Here is a 17,152-nt window from a genome sequence, read left to right as displayed (position 1 = left end):
GGCTCTTCCTTCTGCTGCTCGCCGCAATCCTTGCGCAAAACCAACCGGTCGGTCAATAATAAACCCGGACCAGAGGGAGGGGACGCCATGCAGAAGATTGCCAGCCACGTCGCCGGGGCGTGGATCCCGGCAGGCGGAGGCGCCCGGCCCATCGCCGACGCCGTGACCGGCGCGGTCTATGCCGAGGCCGGGGATGGCGCGATCGACGTCGGCGCCATGCTGGACTACGCGCGGGAGCGGGGCGGCGCGGCCCTGCGGGCCATGACCTTCCACCAGCGCGCGAAGATGCTCAAGGCGCTGGCGGGCCACCTGCACGAACGGCGCGACGCGCTTTACGAGATTTCGTACCGCACCGGCGGCACGCTCGCCGACCACAGGATCGACGTCGACGGAGGCATCGGCACGGTCTTCGTCTATGCCGCGAAGGGGCGGCGCGAGATGCCCGACGACGTGATCCTGCTGGATGGCCCGGTCGAGCAGCTGGGCCGCAGCGGCGCCTTCCTCGGGCCAGCACGTCTATACATCCAGACGGGGCGTGGCGGTGCATATCAACGCCTTCAACTTCCCGGTCTGGGGGATGCTGGAAAAGCTGGCGCCCGCGCTGCTGGCGGGGGTGCCCTCGGTGGTCAAGCCCGCGACGGTCACCTGCCCGGTGACCGAGCTTTGCGTGCGCATGATGCTCGACAGCGGCATCCTGCCCGAGGGCGCGCTGCAACTGGTAACGGGCGGGCTGGGCGACACGCTGGACCAGCTCGATTGTCAGGATTGCGTCACCTTCACCGGCTCCGCCGAGACCGCCCTGATGCTGAAGCAGACGCCCGCGCTGGTGCGCAACGGGGTGCCCTTCACCGCCGAGCAGGACAGCCTGAACGCCTCGATCCTCGGGCCGGACGCGGGGCCGGACAGCCCGGAATTCGAGGCCTTCATCAAGGAGGTCTGCCGCGAGATGACCGCGAAGGCGGGACAGAAATGCACCGCCATCCGCCGCATCATGGCCCCCGAGGGCCGCGTCGATGCGCTGATCGCGGCGCTCTCGGCGCGGCTGGGCAAGACGGTGGTCGGCGATCCGCGCCTTGATGGTGTGCGCATGGGGGCGCTGGTGTCACTGGACCAGCGCGCCGACGTGCTGGAGAAAGCCGCGCGCATCGGTGCCGAGGCAGAGCTGGTCCATGGCGGGCCGGAGGGCTTCGCCCCGCAGGGGGTGGACGCGGCCAAAGGCGCCTTCATGGCCCCCATGCTGTTCCACTGCGCCGACCCCGACAGCGCGACGGCGGTGCATGAGACAGAGGCCTTTGGTCCCGTCTCCACCGTCATGCCCTATCGCGACCTCGCGCACGCGCTGGCACTGGCGAACCGGGGGCAGGGCAGCCTCGTCGCCTCTGTCGTCACCCATGACCCGCAGGTCGCGCGCGAGGCGGTGCTGGCGGCGGGGGCCTTCCACGGCAGGCTCTATTTCACCGACCGCGACGCCATGGCAGAGGCCACCGGCCACGGCGCGCCCATGCCGCATATGGTCCACGGCGGGCCGGGCCGGGCGGGTGGCGGCGAGGAACTGGGCGGCATCCGGGGCGTGAAGCACTTCATGCAGCGTACTGCCGTGCAGGGCAGCCCGGCGCATCTGGCCGCCGTGACCGGGCGCTACATCCCCGGCGCGCCGCAGCGCGAGACGCAGACGCATCCCTTCACCCGCCGCTTCGGCGACCTTGCCCCCGGCGACGTGCTGCACAGCGTCGCCCGCGCGGTCACGCTGGAGGATATCGAGCACTTCGCCCGCTTCACCGGCGACACCTTCTATGCCCACATGGACGAGGCCGCGGCGCAGCGGAACCCCTTCTTCCCGGGGCGTGTGGCGCATGGCTACCTGCTGCTGTCCTTCGCCGCCGGGCTGTTCGTGGAGCCGAACGAGGGGCCGGTTCTGGCCAATACCGGGCTGGACGGGCTGCGCTTCATGAAGCCTGTCAGCCCCGGCGACAGCATCAAGGTGGCGCTGACCGTCCTGCACAAGACGCCGCGCACCGCCGATTATGGCGAGGTGCGCTGGCATGTGCGCATGACCAACCAGGACGACGCGCAGGTGGCGGAATACGAGCTGCTGACCATGGTGGCTATTTGATGCACTAAACTGCACTGATGAAGTGGTGTTGCAAAATCTTGCGTGCAACTGGTGCAGTATCTTGCACAATCCTCTGTCCGGTGCTACGGGTCGATCAGCCAGAGCCCGGGCTGCGCCGGGGTCCAGCCGGAAGAGGAGCCGGTTGGACCGATCCGCGCTTTCGGGGATGGACGGGAAGGGAGGCCCATCCGGATGAACGCTGACGCCGCCAGCCAGATCACCGCCGCCGAGGGCGCGGCCGCAAACGCCAATGCCGCGCTCTACTTCGTCGACCGCCACATCGCCGAAGGACGCGCCGACAAGCCCGCCTTCGTCGAGGCGGACGGCGCGAAACGCATCCTGACCTACGGCCAGCTTGCCACGGACTCCGGCCGGTTTGCCGGGGCGCTGATCCGCAGCGCCGTGCGTCGCGAAGAGCGCATCGCCATGGTCATCCGCGACCAGATCGAGTTCCCGGTGGTCTTCTGGGGCGCGATGAAGGCGGGCGCGATCCCGGTGCCGATCAACACGCTGCTGTCCTCGGCGGTCTACGAGCAGATCATCGCCGACAGCCGCGCGACGGTGCTGGTCGTCTCGGAAGAGCTTTGGGAGGTGGTCGAACCGGCGATCCGCGACAACACCGCGCTGCGGGCGGTTGTCGTGATCGGCGCGGCGCCCGGTGGCACGAAAAGCTTCCGTGCCTTCACCGAGGGCGCCCCGGTGCAGGAGGCGGTGACCTGCCACGAGGACGAGCTGGCCTTCTGGCTGTATTCCTCCGGTTCGACCGGGCAGCCCAAGGGGGTGCGCCACGTGCATTCCTCCCTGAAGGCGACCTCGGACACCTTTGGCGCGCAGGTGCTGGGCATCCGCGAAGAGGATACCGTCTATTCCGTGGCCAAGATGTTCTTCGCCTACGGGCTGGGGAACGCCATGTCCTTTCCCATGGCGGTGGGCGCGACCACGGTGATCTTCGGCGGCAGGCCCACGCCGGACGCGGCCTTCGGCATCCTGAAGGACCACCGCCCGACGATCTTCTGCGGGGTGCCGACGCTCTTCGCCGCCCTGCTGGCGGCGGCTGAACAGGGCGGCACGCCCGAACATGGCCTGCGCCTGTGCACCTCGGCGGGCGAGGCCCTGCCGCGCGAGGTCGGCGAACGCTGGTCGCGCCTGATCGGGGCCGAGATCGTCGACGGCGTCGGCTCGACCGAGATGCTGCACATCTTCCTGTCGAACGCGCCCGGCGACATCGTCTATGGCACCTCCGGCAGGCCGGTGCCGGGCTACGAGGTGCGCCTTGTGGACGAGCACGACGAGGATGTCGGGCCGGGCGAGGTGGGCGAATTGCTGGTGCGCGGGCCCTCTGCCGCCGAGGGCTACTGGAACCGCCGCGACAAGTCGCGCTCGACCTTCGAGGGGCACTGGACGCGCACCGGCGACAAATACGAGCGTACCGCCGAGGGGCGTTTCGTCTACTGCGGGCGCACCGACGACATGTTCAAGGTTTCGGGCATCTGGGTCTCTCCCTTCGAGGTCGAGCAGGCGCTGGTGGATCACCCGGCGGTGCTGGAGGCGGCGGTGGTGCCGCAGCGCGACGATCAGGATCTGGACAAGCCCAAGGCCTTCGTGGTGCTGAAAGAGGGCCAGTCGCTGGACCCCGACGCCCTGAAGGATTTCGTGAAAGAGAAGATCGGGATGTGGAAGTACCCGCGCTGGGTCGAGGTGGTGGAGGAGCTGCCGAAGACCGCGACGGGCAAGATCCAGCGGTTCAAGCTGCGCGAGGGGCGGTGCTGATCCGGGTTAGCTTTGTGCCGTATCTGGCTGAAAAGGTTATAAATTCACTGGCTCAGGAGTGGTGCTTCGGCGCTGGGAGTGCCGCGCAGGGCAATCCGCCCCGCGCCGACACTCTGCGGGCGACGGGATTGCTCCGGGCGTGGCGTGAACGGGAGAGTATGGCATGTGGGTTGAGGGTGGCACGTTAAATGTGGCTGGCAAGTCACTGGAATATGGTTGTTTCGGCCCGTCCCCGGATGAGGCGCCGACCATCGTTCTGCTGCACGAGGGGTTGGGGTGTCTTGCGCTCTGGCGCGACTTTCCGCAGCGCCTGTCGCAGGCCACGGGTTTCGGTGTCATGGCCTATTCGCGCGCGGGCTACGGCCAGTCCGACCGCGCCGACCTGCCACGCCCGCTGGACTACATGACCCGCGAGGCCACAGGGGTGCTGCCGCAGGTGCTGGATGCCGTGGGCTTTCGGCGCGGCGTGTTGATGGGGCATTCCGACGGCGCGACCATTGCCGCGATCTACGGGGGCACTGTGTCGGACATGCGGGTGCGCGGGCTGATCCTGATGGCGCCCCATTTCTTTACCGAGGGCATGGGTCTGGCCGAGATCGCCGTGGCGCGCGAGGGCTATGAGGATGGCCTGCGCGACCGCATGGCCCGGTATCACCGCGACCCGGACAACGCCTTTCGCGGCTGGAGCGAGGCCTGGCTCGATCCGGCGTTCCCTGCGTGGAGCGTGGCCGATGTCATCGACTACCTGCGGATTCCGACGCTGGCGGTTCAGGGGCGGCAGGACCAGTATGGCACGCTTGCGCAGGTGGACGAGATCGCGCGCCGCGCCTATGCGCCCGTCGATACGCTGATCCTCGACGATTGCCGCCATGCACCGCATCGGGACCAGCCCGAGGCGGTGCTGGAGGGGGTCGCCGATTTCTGTGCGCGGCTGGAGCGCATCGAGGCTGCCCAGCTTGTCGGCGCATGAGCTTTCCGCGCCCCGTGGCCTATATTCCCGGCCAGACGCCGCGTCACCCCGAAGGTCTCTTTGAGGCCCTGCGCGCCACCGTCCGCCCCGGCATGTCCGAGGGCGCGCTTGCCGATTGCGACGCCCTGCGGGCCGGGCTGTATTACCTCGATGAGGGGCTGTTCTGGGAGGCGCATGAGGTGCTGGAGCCGGTCTGGATGGCCTGTCCACCCAATTCCGCCGCGCGGCAGGTCGCTCAGGCGCTGATCCAGATTGCCAATGCGCGCCTGAAGCTGCGGATGGGGCGGCGGCAGGCTGCCGCGCGCATCGCCGCGCTGGCGGGTCGCCATGTCACGGAGGTGCGCCACGCGGGTGGGGAGGCGCCCCTTGGGCAATCGCTCGAGTCGCTGGAGCGACGGTTGGAGGCGCTGCGGCAGGATCTGCGGTAGTGCAATATAATGCATTAAATTAGGTGTGTTTTTTAAGATCATGAAATCGCTTTATTTGTCCGGATGTTTCGAGTGCATTAAAAGGCATAATCCTTGTTTACCGGCGCTGCGTGGTGCTCTATAGTGCATATTAAATGGAGGAGACGCGCATGGCCAGGGTCATCGATTTTCAGACCGATCCGTCGAAGTACCGCCACTGGAAGGTCGAATACGACGGCCCTGTGGCCCGCCTGATCATGGATGTGGACGAAAACGGCGGCCTCTTCGAGGGGTACCAGCTCAAGCTGAACTCTTACGATCTGGGCGTCGATATCGAATTGAACGACGTGGTGCAGCGCATGCGCTTCGAACACCCCGAGGTGAAGGTCGTGGTGATGATGTCCGGCAAGGAGAAGGTCTTCTGCGCCGGGGCCAATATCCGCATGCTGGGCGGCGCGGCGCATAGCCACAAGGTCAATTTCTGCAAGTTCACCAACGAGACGCGCAACGCTTTCGAGGCCGCCGAGGCGGACTCGGGGCAGAAATACATCGCGGCGGTCAAGGGGGCCTGCGCGGGCGGCGGCTACGAGCTGGCACTGGCCTGCAACCATATCATGCTGACGGACGACTCGCAGTCCTCCGTCGCCTTGCCCGAGGTGCCGCTGCTGGCGGTTCTGCCCGGCACCGGCGGGCTGACCCGCGTCACCGACAAGCGCAAGGTGCGCCGCGATCTGGCCGACATCTTCTGCTCGACCGAAGAGGGTGTGCGCGGCAAGCGGGCCCGCGACTGGCGGCTGGTGGACGAGGTGATCCCCAACTCGACGTTCGACGAGGCGGTTGCCGCGCGCGCACAGGAATTCGCCGCCGCCTCGGCCAAGGGCGACGCACAGGGCATCACGCTGGGGCCGCTTGACCGGACCATCGCCGAGGACGGCTCGGTCAGCTACAGCCTTGTCGAGGTCGCGGTGGACCGCGCCGCGCGCAGGGCCGTCATCACCCTGAAGGGCCCCGAAGAGGAGGCGCCCGCCGACATGGAGTCCTTTCAGGCGCAGGGCGATCAGGCCTACCTGTTGAAGCTGGCGCGCGAGTTCGAGGACGCGATCCTGCACCTGCGCCTGAACGAGATGGAGTGCGGCTTGTGGGTGATCCGCACGCAGGGCGACCCCGAGGCCTTGCTGGCGCACGAGGCGCTGCTGGCGGACAACGCCGGGCACTGGCTGGCCAACGAGGTGCGCCAGTACTGGAAGCGCACGCTGAAGCGTGTGGACGTGACCTCGCGCTCGCTGGTGGCGCTGGTCGAACACGGGTCGTGTTTTGCCGGGGTGCTGGCGGAACTGCTCTGGGCCGTCGACCGCAGCTACATGATGGAGGGTGAATTCGAGGGCGACAACCGGCCCATCGCCACCGTCACCCTGTCGCCCGACAACTTCGGCACCTACCCGATGGGCAACGCGCTGTCGCGGCTGCAGACCCGATTCCTTGCCACACCCGAGACGGTCGAGGCGCTGAAGGCCGGGATCGGCGAGCCGCTGGAGGCGGAAGAGGCCGATGCGGCGGGGCTGGTCACGATGATCCTCGACGACATCGACTGGGAGGACGAGATCCGCATCTTCATGGAAGAGCGCGCCAGCTTCAGCCCCGACGCCATGACCGGGATGGAGGCCAACCTGCGCTTCGCTGGCCCCGAGACGATGGAGACGCGCATCTTCGACCGCCTGACCGCCTGGCAGAACTGGATCTTCAACCGGCCCAACGCGGTGGGCGCCGACGGCGCCCTGCAACGCTACGGCACCGGGCTGCGCGGCGATTACGCCATGGAACGTGTCTGAAGAATTTTCGAAGAAAATTCATGAACGACAGAGCTTTCGGCGAAAGCTCTGAGACCCCGGAGGACCCCAATGCTCGACCTGATCAACGTCAGCTACGACACCCAGATCCCCAATAACGTCGGCCTCAGCGAGGACCGCAAGGTGCTGAAGGCGCTTGAAAAATGGCACCCCGGATATCTCGACTGGTGGAACCGGCTGATCCCGCAGAACTTTCAGGAGTCGATGGTCTACCTGCGCACCGCCGTTTCGGTCGACCCCAAGGGCTGGGCCAAGTTCGACTACGTCAAGATGCCCGAGTACCGATGGGGCGTGCTGCTGGCGCCGCAGGTCGAGGATCGCAGGATCCCCATGGGCGAACACGCCGGCCAGCCCGCCTGGCAGGAGGTGCCGGGTGAGTATCGCAACATGCTCAAGCGCCTGATCGTGATCCGGGGCGACACAGAGCCGGGTTCGGTTGAACAGCAGCGCTTCCTGGGCCTGACGGCGCCCTCGCTCTACGACATGCGCAACCTCTTTCAGGTCAATGTCGAAGAGGGCCGCCACCTCTGGGCCATGGTTTACCTGCTGCAGAAATACTTCGGCAAGGATGGGCGCGAAGAGGCCGACGCGCTGCTGGTGCGCTCGTCGGGCAGCGAAGAGGCGCCGCGCATGCTGGGCGCCTTCAACGAGGAAACGCCCGACTGGCTGTCGTTCTTCATGTTCACCTATTTCACCGACCGTGACGGCAAGATGCAGCTTGAATCGCTTGCGCAGTCCGGCTTCGACCCGCTGTCGCGCACCTGCCGCTTCATGCTGACCGAAGAGGCGCACCACATGTTCGTGGGCGAGACCGGTGTGGGCCGCGTCATCCAGAAGACCTGCGAGGTCATGACCGAAAACGGCATCACCGACCCCTATGACATCGACCGGGTGCGCAGCTACGACGTGATCGACCTGCCGACGATCCAGAAGAAGCTGAACCTGCACTACACGCTCTCGCTCGACCTCTTCGGGCAGGAGGTCTCGACCAATGCGGCCAATGCCTTCGCCGCCGGGATCAAGGGCCGGTACATGGAGCACCGGATCGACGACGACCACCAGCTGAAGGGCGACACCTACGTGGTCTGGGACTTCGAGAACGGCAAGGCCGTGCAGAAGGAGGTGCCCGCGCTGACCGCGATCAACATGCGCCTGCGCGACGACTACATCCGCGATGCGGCGGGCGGCGTGGGACGCTGGAACAAGGCGATCCAGAAGGCCGGCATCGACTTTGAACTGAAGCTGCCGCACGAGAGCTTCCACCGCCAGATCGGCGTCTTCGCGGGCAAGAATTTCGACCCCGAGGGCAATATGATCGGCCAGACCGACTGGGAGGCGCAGGTCAAGGACTGGCTGCCCACCAAGGGTGACGGCGACTACATCGCCTCGCTGATGAAGCCCTGCTACGAGCCCGGGAAATACGCGTCCTGGATCGCGCCGCCCAAGGTCGGGATCGACAACAAGCCGGGCGATTTCGAATACGTCAAGCTGCACATGGCTTGAATTGGGGGGCTGAGATCGGGGGCCTGCGCCTTCGGTCAGGGCCTTCAGGCCGGGGCGCATGACCCCGAAGACCGAACCGACAGGGCAGGGCGCCCGCGCGCCCGCCTGACCAAACAGGGAGGAAACGCGATGCAGACCAAACGTCTTTGCGGCCACGCGCCGCATGCCAGAGAGATGTCCCGAGAGATCCTGAACAGCGGCCCCTGTCTGGGCTGTCCCGGCTGCCGGGGCATCTGCGCCGCGCTGATCGAGGCGCTGAGTGTGCCGGAGGTGGTGCTGAACCGGGGCGGCTCATGAACAAGCCCCTGAAGCAGCACCTGATCGACCCGGAAATCTGCATCCGCTGCTACACCTGCGAGATGACCTGCCCGATCGAGGCGATCACCCACAACGACGACAACGTCGTGGTGGATGCGTCGAAGTGCAACTTCTGCATGGACTGCATCCCGGTCTGCCCCACAGGCTCCATCGACGAATGGCGCGTGGTGGCCGACCCCTACAGCCTCGAGGAGCAGTTCGAGTGGACCGAACTGCCCGAGCAGGAGGACATCGGCCAGTCCGAGGCCGAGACCGGGCTCGAGGCATTGGACGAGGCCATGGCAGCCCTGCTGGCAGAGGCGCACAGGGGCGCGGGCGGCAAGGCAAAGGCCCCGGCCAGCGCGGCCAAGCCCTCGGTCAACATGTACACGCCGGGCAAGCCCGCCACCGCCGAGGTGCAGGGCAACTACCGCCTCACCGACGACCCCGATCACGACGTCCGGCACATCATCCTCGACCTCGGCGGGCAGCCCTTCCCGGCGCTCGAAGGCCAAAGCATCGGCATCATCCCTCCCGGCACCGACGACAAGGGCCAGCCGCATCTGCCGCGGCTCTATTCCATCTCCAGCCCGCGCGACGGCGAGCGCCCGAACTACAACAATGTCTCGCTGACGGTGAAGCGCGAGGCGCAGGGCCTCTGCTCGAACCACCTCTGCGACCTGAAACAGGGCGACACGGTGCAGATCACCGGCCCCTTCGGCGCGACCTTCCTGATGCCCGACAACCCGGGGGCGCGGCTGCTGATGATCTGCACCGGCACCGGCGCCGCGCCCATGCGCGCCTTCACCATGCGGCGCCAGCGCACCACCGGCGGCAAGACCGGCGGCATGGTGATGTTCTTCGGCGCCCGCACGCAGAAATCGCTGCCCTACTTCGGCCCGCTCAAGAAGGTGCCCAAGGACCTGCTGGACCAGCACCTTGTCTTCTCGCGCGAGGGCGCGCGCGAATACGTGCAACAGGCCATCGCCCGCGAAGAGGACAAGGTCGCCGAACTCCTGAAGGACCCCGCCACGCATATCTATGTCTGCGGGCTGCGCGGCATGGAGGAGGGCGTCGAAAAGGCCATGACCAATATCGCCGAAAGCATCGGCGAGCCACAGCACACCCTGCGCGACCGCATGCGCGAGGAAGGCCGATACCACGTCGAAACCTACTAGGCCCCCCTTGCCCCCGGGCACATCCCCTGCTTCTCTGGTCCTCCAAATACCCTCGGGGGAGGCCCGCAAGGGCCGGGGGCAGAGCCCCGCGACGCCCCAGCAAACGAATGACGCCGCCATGACAGACCGCCCCGCCAACGCCCATGCCCATGAGATCCGCGTCACATGGGGCGACTGCGACCCGGCGCGCATCGCCTATACCGCGCGGCTGCCGTGGTTTGCGCTCGACGCCATCAATGCATGGTGGGAAGAACACCTCGGCGACGGCTGGTTCCAGATGGAGATCGACCGCAATCTCGGCACGCCCTTCGTGCGGCTGGAGATGGGCTTCCGCGCGCCGGTCACGCCGCGCCACAGGCTGATCTGTCACGTCTGGCCCTCGCGGCTGGGTGAGACCTCGATTTCCTTCCGGGTCGATGGCGAACAGGACGGCAAGCTCTGCTTTTCCACCCATACGACCAGCGTCTTCATCACCGCCGACAAGTTTGCCAAGCAGAAACCGCCGCAAGAGATCCGCGACCTGATCGCGCCGTACCTGCCGACCGCGGCGGGCTGATCCGGCAGGCTGCGCGCGGGCCGGGTATCCATCACAGAACCAGCAGGAAAGGGAGGAGACCATGCCCGTCACGCGCCGCCGCGAAGGCAACACCGGATATGTCACCCTCGACAATCCGCCCGTCAACGCCATCGGTCGGGCCGAACGCGCGGACCTGCTCGACGCCGTCGGATGGGCCGAGGCCGAATGGCTCGACCGGGTGATCGTCACCGGCGCGGGCCGCGCCTTTGCCGCCGGGGCCGACGCGCGCGAATTCGACGGCCCGCCCGCCGAGCCGCATCTGCCCGAGGTGCTGGATGCCATCGAACGCAGCCCGGTGCCCTGGGTCGCGGCGATCAACGGGGTCGCGCTTGGCGGCGGTGCCGAGATCGCCATGGCCTGCCGGATGCGCGTCGCCGCGCCCCAGGCGCAGATCGGCCTGCCCGAGGTGACGCTGGGGGTGATCCCCGGCGCGGGCGGCACGCAGCGCCTGCCACGCATCGTCGGGCTGGAAAAGGCGCTCGAGATGATCACCCTCGGCAAGCCCGTCTCTGCCGCCGCGGCGCAGGCCGCCGGTCTGGTGGATGACGTGGACGAAGACCCGCTGGACGCGGCCTTCATGATCAACACCGAGGACATGGGCTGCCGCGTGCCGGTCTGGGAATTGCCCCCGCCGCCCCATGACCCCGCCGCGCTGGCAGCGGCCCGCGAGCGGCTGGCCGCCAGAAGCCCCGGCCAGATTGCCCCGCTGCGCGCCGTCGATGTGATCGAAGAGGGGATGACCGAGGCCCTTCCACGAGGCCATGCGGTCCGAACGCGCCGCCTTCCTCGCGTTGCGGCAGGGCGATCAGGCCCGCGCCCTGCGGCACATCTTCTTTGCCGAGCGTGCCGCCAAGGCGCCCACGGACCTTGCGGCAGCGCCCCATTCGCTCGATACCGTCGCCGTGGTCGGTGGCGGCACCATGGGCGCGGGCATCGCCTATGCGCTTCTGAACGCCGGCCTCTCGGTCGCGCTGCTGGAAACCGACGCCGAGGGCGTCGCGCGGGCGGGCGCCAATATCGACAAGATCGTTTCGGCCAGCCTGAAGCGCGGGCTGATCGACGAAGCGGGCGCCGAGGCGCGCCGCGACCGCCTGACCCTGACCAGCGATTATGCCGCCGCCGGCAAGGCGACGCTTGCCATAGAGGCCGCCTTCGAGGCGATGGAGGTCAAGAAACAGGTGCTGTCGGCGTTGCAGGCTGCGCTGCCCGCCGAGGCGGTGCTTGCCACCAATACCTCTTACCTCGACATCGACGAGATGGCCGCCGTGCTCGACGATCCCGCGCGCCTCGTGGGCCTGCATTTCTTCGCCCCCGCCCATATCATGAAGCTGCTGGAGATCGTGCGCGGGGCGCAGACCTCCGACGCGGCGCTTGCCACCGGCTTTGCGCTGGCCAAGCGGCTGCGCAAGGTGCCGGTGCTGGCGGGCGTCTGCGACGGCTTCATCGGCAACCGCATCCTCGCCCGCTACCGCGAGGCGGCGGACACGGTCTTCATGGATGCGGCAACCCCGTGGGAGGTGGACGAGGCCATGGTGGCTTTCGGCTACGCCATGGGCCCCTACGAGGCGCAGGACCTTTCCGGCCTCGACATCGCCCATGCCAACCGCCGCCGTCAGGACGCCACCCGCGATCCGGCGCGGCGCTACATTCCCATCGCCGACCGCATGGTCGAACTGGGCAAGCTGGGCCGCAAGACCGGCGCGGGCTGGTATCGCTACCCGGGCGGCGGCGGCAAGGTCGAAGACCCGATCGTCGCCGATCTGGCGCTGGAAGAGGCGCATCTGGCGGGCATCACCCGCACCGAGATGACCGAGGCCGAGATCGCCGAGCGCCTGGTGCTGGCGATGATCAACGAGGGCGCCGACATCCTGCACGAAGGCATTGCGCAATCGGCGCGCGACATCGACCTCGTGACGGTTTTCGGCTACGGCTTTCCACGCTGGCGCGGCGGGCTGATGTGGCACGCCGACAGGCTGGGCGTCGCCCATGTGGTGCAGCGGCTTGAAGCACTGGCCGCCGAGGATCCGGTGGTCTGGACACCCAGCCCCCATTGCTGCAGTGCCGCGACACCGGGTGTGCGCTGTCGGACTATCGCAAGGCCTGACCGGGGCAGGGGCCGTCTGACTCCCTTGGATTTTAACGGATTGTTAACGACTGATCTTGCCATATGGTGGAAAGATACGGATCGCTGACAACCAACGGGGGCATTGCCCCAGCGGTCGGAGGTCACAAAAGCCGCAATATGGGCATGGATTTTGAAACAGTATTCCCGTCGGGTCCGGGGGGCTCCCGATCACGGGGGGACAGCGCTTTGAGCGGGTCCGCCCTTCCCGGGCGCGACGACCGCGCGGCGGCCCTGCTGCATCTCGTGCGGCAGGGGGTGAGCACGGCGGGCTCCATGATGCGCGCCCTTGTCCCGGTAGAGGACGTGGTGATCGTGACATGGCTGGAGGTCGCGCGGGACGACGTGCCAGGGGCCCGGTCGGAAGACGGGGTGGCTGACGGATCGGATGAGGGGGCGGATGACGCGCCGGGCCGGGGCCCCGGCAGGGCGGCGCTGCACCGGCTGGCCTGCAGGCACCTGCTGGCGGCGATTGCCGGCACCCAACCGCCGGGAATGGCCCCGGGACCGGATGGCTCCATGGCCTGTACCGCGCCGCTGGGCGGGGATACGGCGTTTCTGTGCTCCTTCGACACCGAGGGCGGCGAGATCATGGGCGTCGTCGCGCTGCGCGCCCCGGCGGCGGTCCGACCCGCCGACACCGGCCCGTTGCTGGAAAAGATGGCCCGCGCGGCGCGGCTGGTGGGGCTGCATCTCGGCGGGGTCATCAGCAAGGTCGAGCTGGAGCTGGACCTGATCGCCGCCCGGCAGCAGATCAACCGGCTGGAACGCCTGAACCGCACCGATCCCCTGACCGGGCTGCAGAACAAGACCGCCTTCGAGGCGGGCTATCAGGCGCGGATCGGCGCGGCGCAGGACCCCCTTGCGCTGATCATCCTCGACGTCGACCATTTCAAATCCGTGAATGACCTCTACGGGCACCAGTTCGGTGATTCCTACCTGCGCACCCTGTCGCTGGCGCTTGGCTTCGCGCTGCCCGAAAGCGCCGAAATCGGGCGGATCGGCGGCGATGAATTCGCGATCCTGCTCGATATCCCGAAACGCGGCGCCGGCTACCTCGAGGCGGTGATGAAGCGCTGCCGCACCGCGATCCTGCGCGCCACGGCAACCCTGGGCAAACCGGACCTTGGCAAGGTCAGCATGGGGGCCGCGATCTTTCCCGACCACGCCCGCGACGGCACCACGCTGTACGAACTGGCGGACAGCGCGCTCTATATCTCGAAAAGCGACGGGCGCGGGGCCCAGACGGTCTTTGATCCGGCGCGGCATCAGGCCTTCAACCCCCGGGCCATCGGACGGCGGTTCCGGCAGGCCGCGCATGACGGGCTGATCCGGCCTTATTACCAGCCGATCTACGATCTTCGGACGGGTGCCTGCCATGGCGTCGAAATGCTGGCGCGCTGGGGCGATGCCGACTTCGGGCTGATGACGCCCGAGCAATTCCCGGGCATCTTCCTCGATCACGAGAATGCCGAGCTTCTGACCCATGTGCTGACCGCCCGCGCGCTGTCGGACCTGTCGGACCTGCGGCAGCGCAACCCCGCGCGACCGACCCTGTCGATCAATGTCACCAGCTTCGACCTGATCAACCCGGAGTTCGTCTTCGACCTTCAGGCGCTGCTGTCCGACAACCCCGGCATCGACTGGGACAGCATCGTCATAGAGGTGACGGAAACCATCATGATGGGCGCGCCGAACGGCCAGATCTTCCGGTCGCTCGAGGAACTGCGCCGCCGCGGTGCGCGGGTGGCGCTGGACGACTTCGGCACCGGCTACGGCGGGCTGCGCCACCTCAGCGGCTGGCCCATCGACTGCATCAAGATCGACCGCAGTTTCGTGAACCGGATGAGCGAGAGCGAGACCGACGCCGCCATCGTCGAGGCGCTGCTGACCCTTGCGGGCCGGTCCGGGCTGACGGTGGTCGCCGAGGGGGTGGAAACAGAGGCCCAGCTGCAGCGGCTTCAGGCCATGGGCTGCCGCCTTGTGCAGGGCTACCTGCTGTCCGCACCGGCCCCCGCCGACCGGCTGGATGCGCTGATCCGCCCGCTGGACCTTGGCGCCTTCGCGGCGGCGGGGGCGCCGACCCTTGTCAGGCGCGAAGGGTGACGGAGACCGCGCGGCGCAGGGCGTCGATCGAGGAAGGCTTGCGCAGCATCACCCCGGGCACGATCCGTTCCGGCGGGACCTGCGTTTCGGCATAGCCCGACAGGTACAGCACCGGCAGGCCGGGCTGGCGGTCAAGGGCAAGCGCGGCAAGGCGGTGGCCGTCGACCGGGCCGCCCAGCCGGATATCGGTGATCAGAAGGTCGAAGCGCGGTCCCCGGTCGAGGGCGTCGAGCGCCGCGTCGGGCTGCCCGACCGGCGTCACCTCCAGCCCCATGAGCCGCAGGGCCTCGACCAGCATGGCGCGGAACTGGGGATCGTCCTCGACCACCAGCGCGCGGCGGTCGGACAGCCCGTCCGCCGGGGCGGGGGTGGTGTCGCAGTCTTCCGGGGTGGGGGCTGCCGGGCCCATCGGCAGGCGCAGCACCGCCTCCGTGCCATGGCCAAGGCGCGAGGACAGCCGCAGGCTGCCGCCCATCTCGCGGGCGAAGGCGGCGGTCAGCGACAGGCCAAGGCCGCTGCCGTCCTGCATCTGGCGGCTGCCGAAGACGGGATCCTGCGCCTGTTCGAGCGCCTCGGCGGACATGCCGGGGCCATCGTCGCGCACCGTCAGGACCAGCGTGTCGCCCTCGCGCCGGACAAGAACCGCGATGCGCCCTTCGGCGCGCGCGGCCTGTGACAGCGCGCTGCGGGCGTTCAGCACGAGGTTCAGCAGGGCGGTTTGCAGGTCGATCCCGCGCCGGATCGCGCCGATGCTCTCTTCCGGAAGGCTGGCGTCCAGCCGGTACTCGGCAGGCAGCGACGGGCGGATCAGCCGAAGCGCGCCGCCGATCAGGGCAAGCGCATCGTCCGGCGGTGCCTCATGTGAGGGATCGCTGCCGAAGGCCATCATGCGCCGGGTCAGGTCGCTGCCGCGCGCGCAGGCGTCGCGGGCGGTTTCCAGCGCCTGCCGCATCGGCGCCGCCTCGGTCTGCATCAGGCCGGTGTCGGTGGCCAGGCGCACCACGCCCAGCACGTTGGACAGCTCGTGCGCGACGCCGCCGGCCAGTTGGCCAAGCGCCTCGCGGCGCTGCACGCCGGACAGGCGGTCCTGCAGGGTGACGCTGTCGGTCTGGTCGGTGACGGTCAGCACCAGCGATCCGGCATCGGGGCCCGCGGGGCGCAGGGTCTCGCAGTGAAACCGCAGGACCCGCATGCGCGCGGTGTCATCGAACAGCCCCACCAGCCTGCCGGTCTCGCGCCGCGCCACAACAAGCGCCTCCACCGGGCGCTGCGCGGCGGCCAGCGGCTTGCGGGTCTCGGGGTCGAGGAAGCGGGCCTCGCGCAGCCAGGCGGCGACCGAGCGTTCCGCTCCGGCAAGGTCGCACGCGGCCCGGTTCGAGGCGGTGATCTCGGCCTTGGCGTCGAAGACGACGACCGCCATGGGAATGGCGTCCAGCAGCTGTGCGACGCGGCGGCCCTGTTCGAGCGCGGCGCGCTCTTCGCGGTTCTGCGCCCGCGCCAGCCTGAGGACCAGCGCGGCAGAGACCAGCCCCAGCAGGGCCGCGCCCGCGGTCAGGCCGAGCGTGGTGGGAAACAGCCCCTGGCGCGTGGCCATGATTGTCAGCCAGGCGCCGAGGACGGGCAGAAGGATTGCAAGCGGCAGCACCGTGCGCGCGGTCCGGCTGCCGGTGCCCTCTGCGGTGGCCAGCGCGACCCAGCCCCGGTCCGGCGCGCGCAGCAGCGTGGCGGCGAAGATCAGCGCGAGGCTGATGGCGGTGGGCAGCGAGAGGCCGGTCAGCACGCCGACGCTTTGCGTTGCCGTGAGATCCAGCAGCCAGCTTTCCAGAGCGAAGAGGGCCAGCACCGGGCCCGCCGTCGACAGGCCGACCCATCCCGGGCGGCCCGGCGGCATCAGCGAGACCAGCGCCGCCAGCGTCAGCAGCAGGGCCGTGGCCGGTGACATGCGGTCCCCGGCGGCGGTGACAGCGCCGCTGGCCACCGCCCAGCCGCAGATCGCAAGGACCGCAGCCGCGCAGAGCCGCCGCACCAGCCCGGCGCGGGGGTGGTCGGCGGGCAGGACGAGGGACAGCGCCAGCAGCACGACCGCACCGGCGGTCGAAGGCACCATGACCGGCAGATCGGGCGCCTGACGCAACACCCGGTCGATGCGGATCCCCCATCCCAGCAGCAGCGTGACAAGGGCGATGGCCGGGGCCATCCCCGCGGCGATGCGCGACACGCGCATCAGCCGCGCGCGGCGCAGCCGGGTCGGGGCCGGGGGCG

Annotated in this window: 11 protein-coding genes and 2 pseudogenes; 12 read left to right on the top strand and 1 reads right to left on the bottom strand. The window is 68.5% G+C overall.

All coding sequences use genetic code 11. From position 1 onward, the window contains the following. Window positions 1-87 precede the first annotated feature (87 nt). The 12 genes and pseudogenes from paaZ (at window position 88) to ABFB10_RS20055 (ending at window position 14,890) form a co-directional block, all read left to right on the top strand. Window positions 88-2,113: pseudogene (gene paaZ / locus ABFB10_RS20110) on the top strand (phenylacetic acid degradation bifunctional protein PaaZ). A 192-nt stretch (window positions 2,114-2,305) separates the two neighbouring features. Continuing rightward, window positions 2,306-3,883 (top strand): benzoate-CoA ligase family protein, encoded by a 1,578-nt coding sequence (locus tag ABFB10_RS20105; RefSeq protein WP_347167868.1) that lies wholly within the window; start codon window positions 2,306-2,308, stop codon window positions 3,881-3,883. A 190-nt stretch (window positions 3,884-4,073) separates the two neighbouring features. Continuing rightward, window positions 4,074-4,853, top strand: coding sequence for an alpha/beta fold hydrolase (locus ABFB10_RS20100; protein ID WP_347167867.1), 780 nt, complete (start codon window positions 4,074-4,076; stop codon window positions 4,851-4,853). Next, window positions 4,850-5,281: a DUF309 domain-containing protein gene (locus ABFB10_RS20095; RefSeq protein WP_347167866.1), complete on the top strand. Its 432-nt coding sequence runs from the start codon at window positions 4,850-4,852 to the stop codon at window positions 5,279-5,281. Before ABFB10_RS20100 ends, ABFB10_RS20095 begins: the two co-directional genes overlap by 4 nt. 149 nt (window positions 5,282-5,430) lie before the next feature. Then, entirely contained in the window at window positions 5,431-7,089 is a 1,659-nt protein-coding gene (boxC, locus tag ABFB10_RS20090; protein ID WP_347167865.1) for a 2,3-epoxybenzoyl-CoA dihydrolase, read from the top strand. A gap of 69 nt (window positions 7,090-7,158) precedes the next feature. Next, window positions 7,159-8,610: a benzoyl-CoA 2,3-epoxidase subunit BoxB gene (boxB, locus tag ABFB10_RS20085; protein ID WP_347167864.1), complete on the top strand. Its 1,452-nt coding sequence runs from the start codon at window positions 7,159-7,161 to the stop codon at window positions 8,608-8,610. Between the two features lie 129 nt (window positions 8,611-8,739). Further along, complete coding sequence (locus ABFB10_RS20080) at window positions 8,740-8,907, top strand: hypothetical protein (protein ID WP_347167863.1); 168 nt, start codon at window positions 8,740-8,742, stop codon at window positions 8,905-8,907. Beyond that, window positions 8,904-10,085, top strand: a complete 1,182-nt coding sequence (gene boxA, locus ABFB10_RS20075; RefSeq protein WP_347167862.1) for a benzoyl-CoA 2,3-epoxidase subunit BoxA — start codon at window positions 8,904-8,906, stop codon at window positions 10,083-10,085. Before ABFB10_RS20080 ends, boxA begins: the two co-directional genes overlap by 4 nt. Window positions 10,086-10,203: 118 nt before the next feature. Next, window positions 10,204-10,641 carry an acyl-CoA thioesterase gene (locus tag ABFB10_RS20070; RefSeq protein ID WP_347167861.1) on the top strand — a complete coding sequence of 146 codons (438 nt, stop codon included), beginning with the start codon at window positions 10,204-10,206 and terminating at the stop codon, window positions 10,639-10,641. A 61-nt stretch (window positions 10,642-10,702) separates the two neighbouring features. Next, window positions 10,703-11,155 (top strand): annotated as a pseudogene (locus tag ABFB10_RS20065) (enoyl-CoA hydratase/isomerase family protein); the annotation flags it as partial. A gap of 268 nt (window positions 11,156-11,423) precedes the next feature. Further along, window positions 11,424-12,854 (top strand): 3-hydroxyacyl-CoA dehydrogenase, encoded by a 1,431-nt coding sequence (locus tag ABFB10_RS20060; RefSeq protein WP_347167860.1) that lies wholly within the window; start codon window positions 11,424-11,426, stop codon window positions 12,852-12,854. A gap of 119 nt (window positions 12,855-12,973) precedes the next feature. Continuing rightward, window positions 12,974-14,890 carry a putative bifunctional diguanylate cyclase/phosphodiesterase gene (locus ABFB10_RS20055; protein ID WP_347167859.1) on the top strand — a complete coding sequence of 639 codons (1,917 nt, stop codon included), beginning with the start codon at window positions 12,974-12,976 and terminating at the stop codon, window positions 14,888-14,890. Here the strand turns inward: ABFB10_RS20055 and ABFB10_RS20050 are convergent. Beyond that, a complete protein-coding gene (locus tag ABFB10_RS20050) occupies window positions 14,874-17,108 on the bottom strand; it encodes an ATP-binding protein (RefSeq protein ID WP_347167858.1) in 2,235 nt (744 codons plus the stop codon). The genes ABFB10_RS20055 and ABFB10_RS20050 overlap by 17 nt on opposite strands. Window positions 17,109-17,152 lie beyond the last annotated feature (44 nt).

Source organism: Ponticoccus litoralis, assembly GCF_039769985.1.
Classification (GTDB): domain Bacteria; phylum Pseudomonadota; class Alphaproteobacteria; order Rhodobacterales; family Rhodobacteraceae; genus Ponticoccus; species Ponticoccus litoralis.
This window is presented reverse-complemented; position numbering and strand designations above follow the sequence as displayed.

Coding starts and splice junctions, on each gene's coding strand:
- boxB (WP_347167864.1), top strand. CDS start 7,159: ATGCTCGACCTGATCAACGTCAGCTACGACACCCAGATCCCCAATAAC.
- boxA (WP_347167862.1), top strand. CDS start 8,904: ATGAACAAGCCCCTGAAGCAGCACCTGATCGACCCGGAAATCTGCATC.
- boxC (WP_347167865.1), top strand. CDS start 5,431: ATGGCCAGGGTCATCGATTTTCAGACCGATCCGTCGAAGTACCGCCAC.
- ABFB10_RS20095 (WP_347167866.1), top strand. CDS start 4,850: ATGAGCTTTCCGCGCCCCGTGGCCTATATTCCCGGCCAGACGCCGCGT.
- ABFB10_RS20105 (WP_347167868.1), top strand. CDS start 2,306: ATGAACGCTGACGCCGCCAGCCAGATCACCGCCGCCGAGGGCGCGGCC.
- ABFB10_RS20070 (WP_347167861.1), top strand. CDS start 10,204: ATGACAGACCGCCCCGCCAACGCCCATGCCCATGAGATCCGCGTCACA.
- ABFB10_RS20080 (WP_347167863.1), top strand. CDS start 8,740: ATGCAGACCAAACGTCTTTGCGGCCACGCGCCGCATGCCAGAGAGATG.
- ABFB10_RS20060 (WP_347167860.1), top strand. CDS start 11,424: ATGCGGTCCGAACGCGCCGCCTTCCTCGCGTTGCGGCAGGGCGATCAG.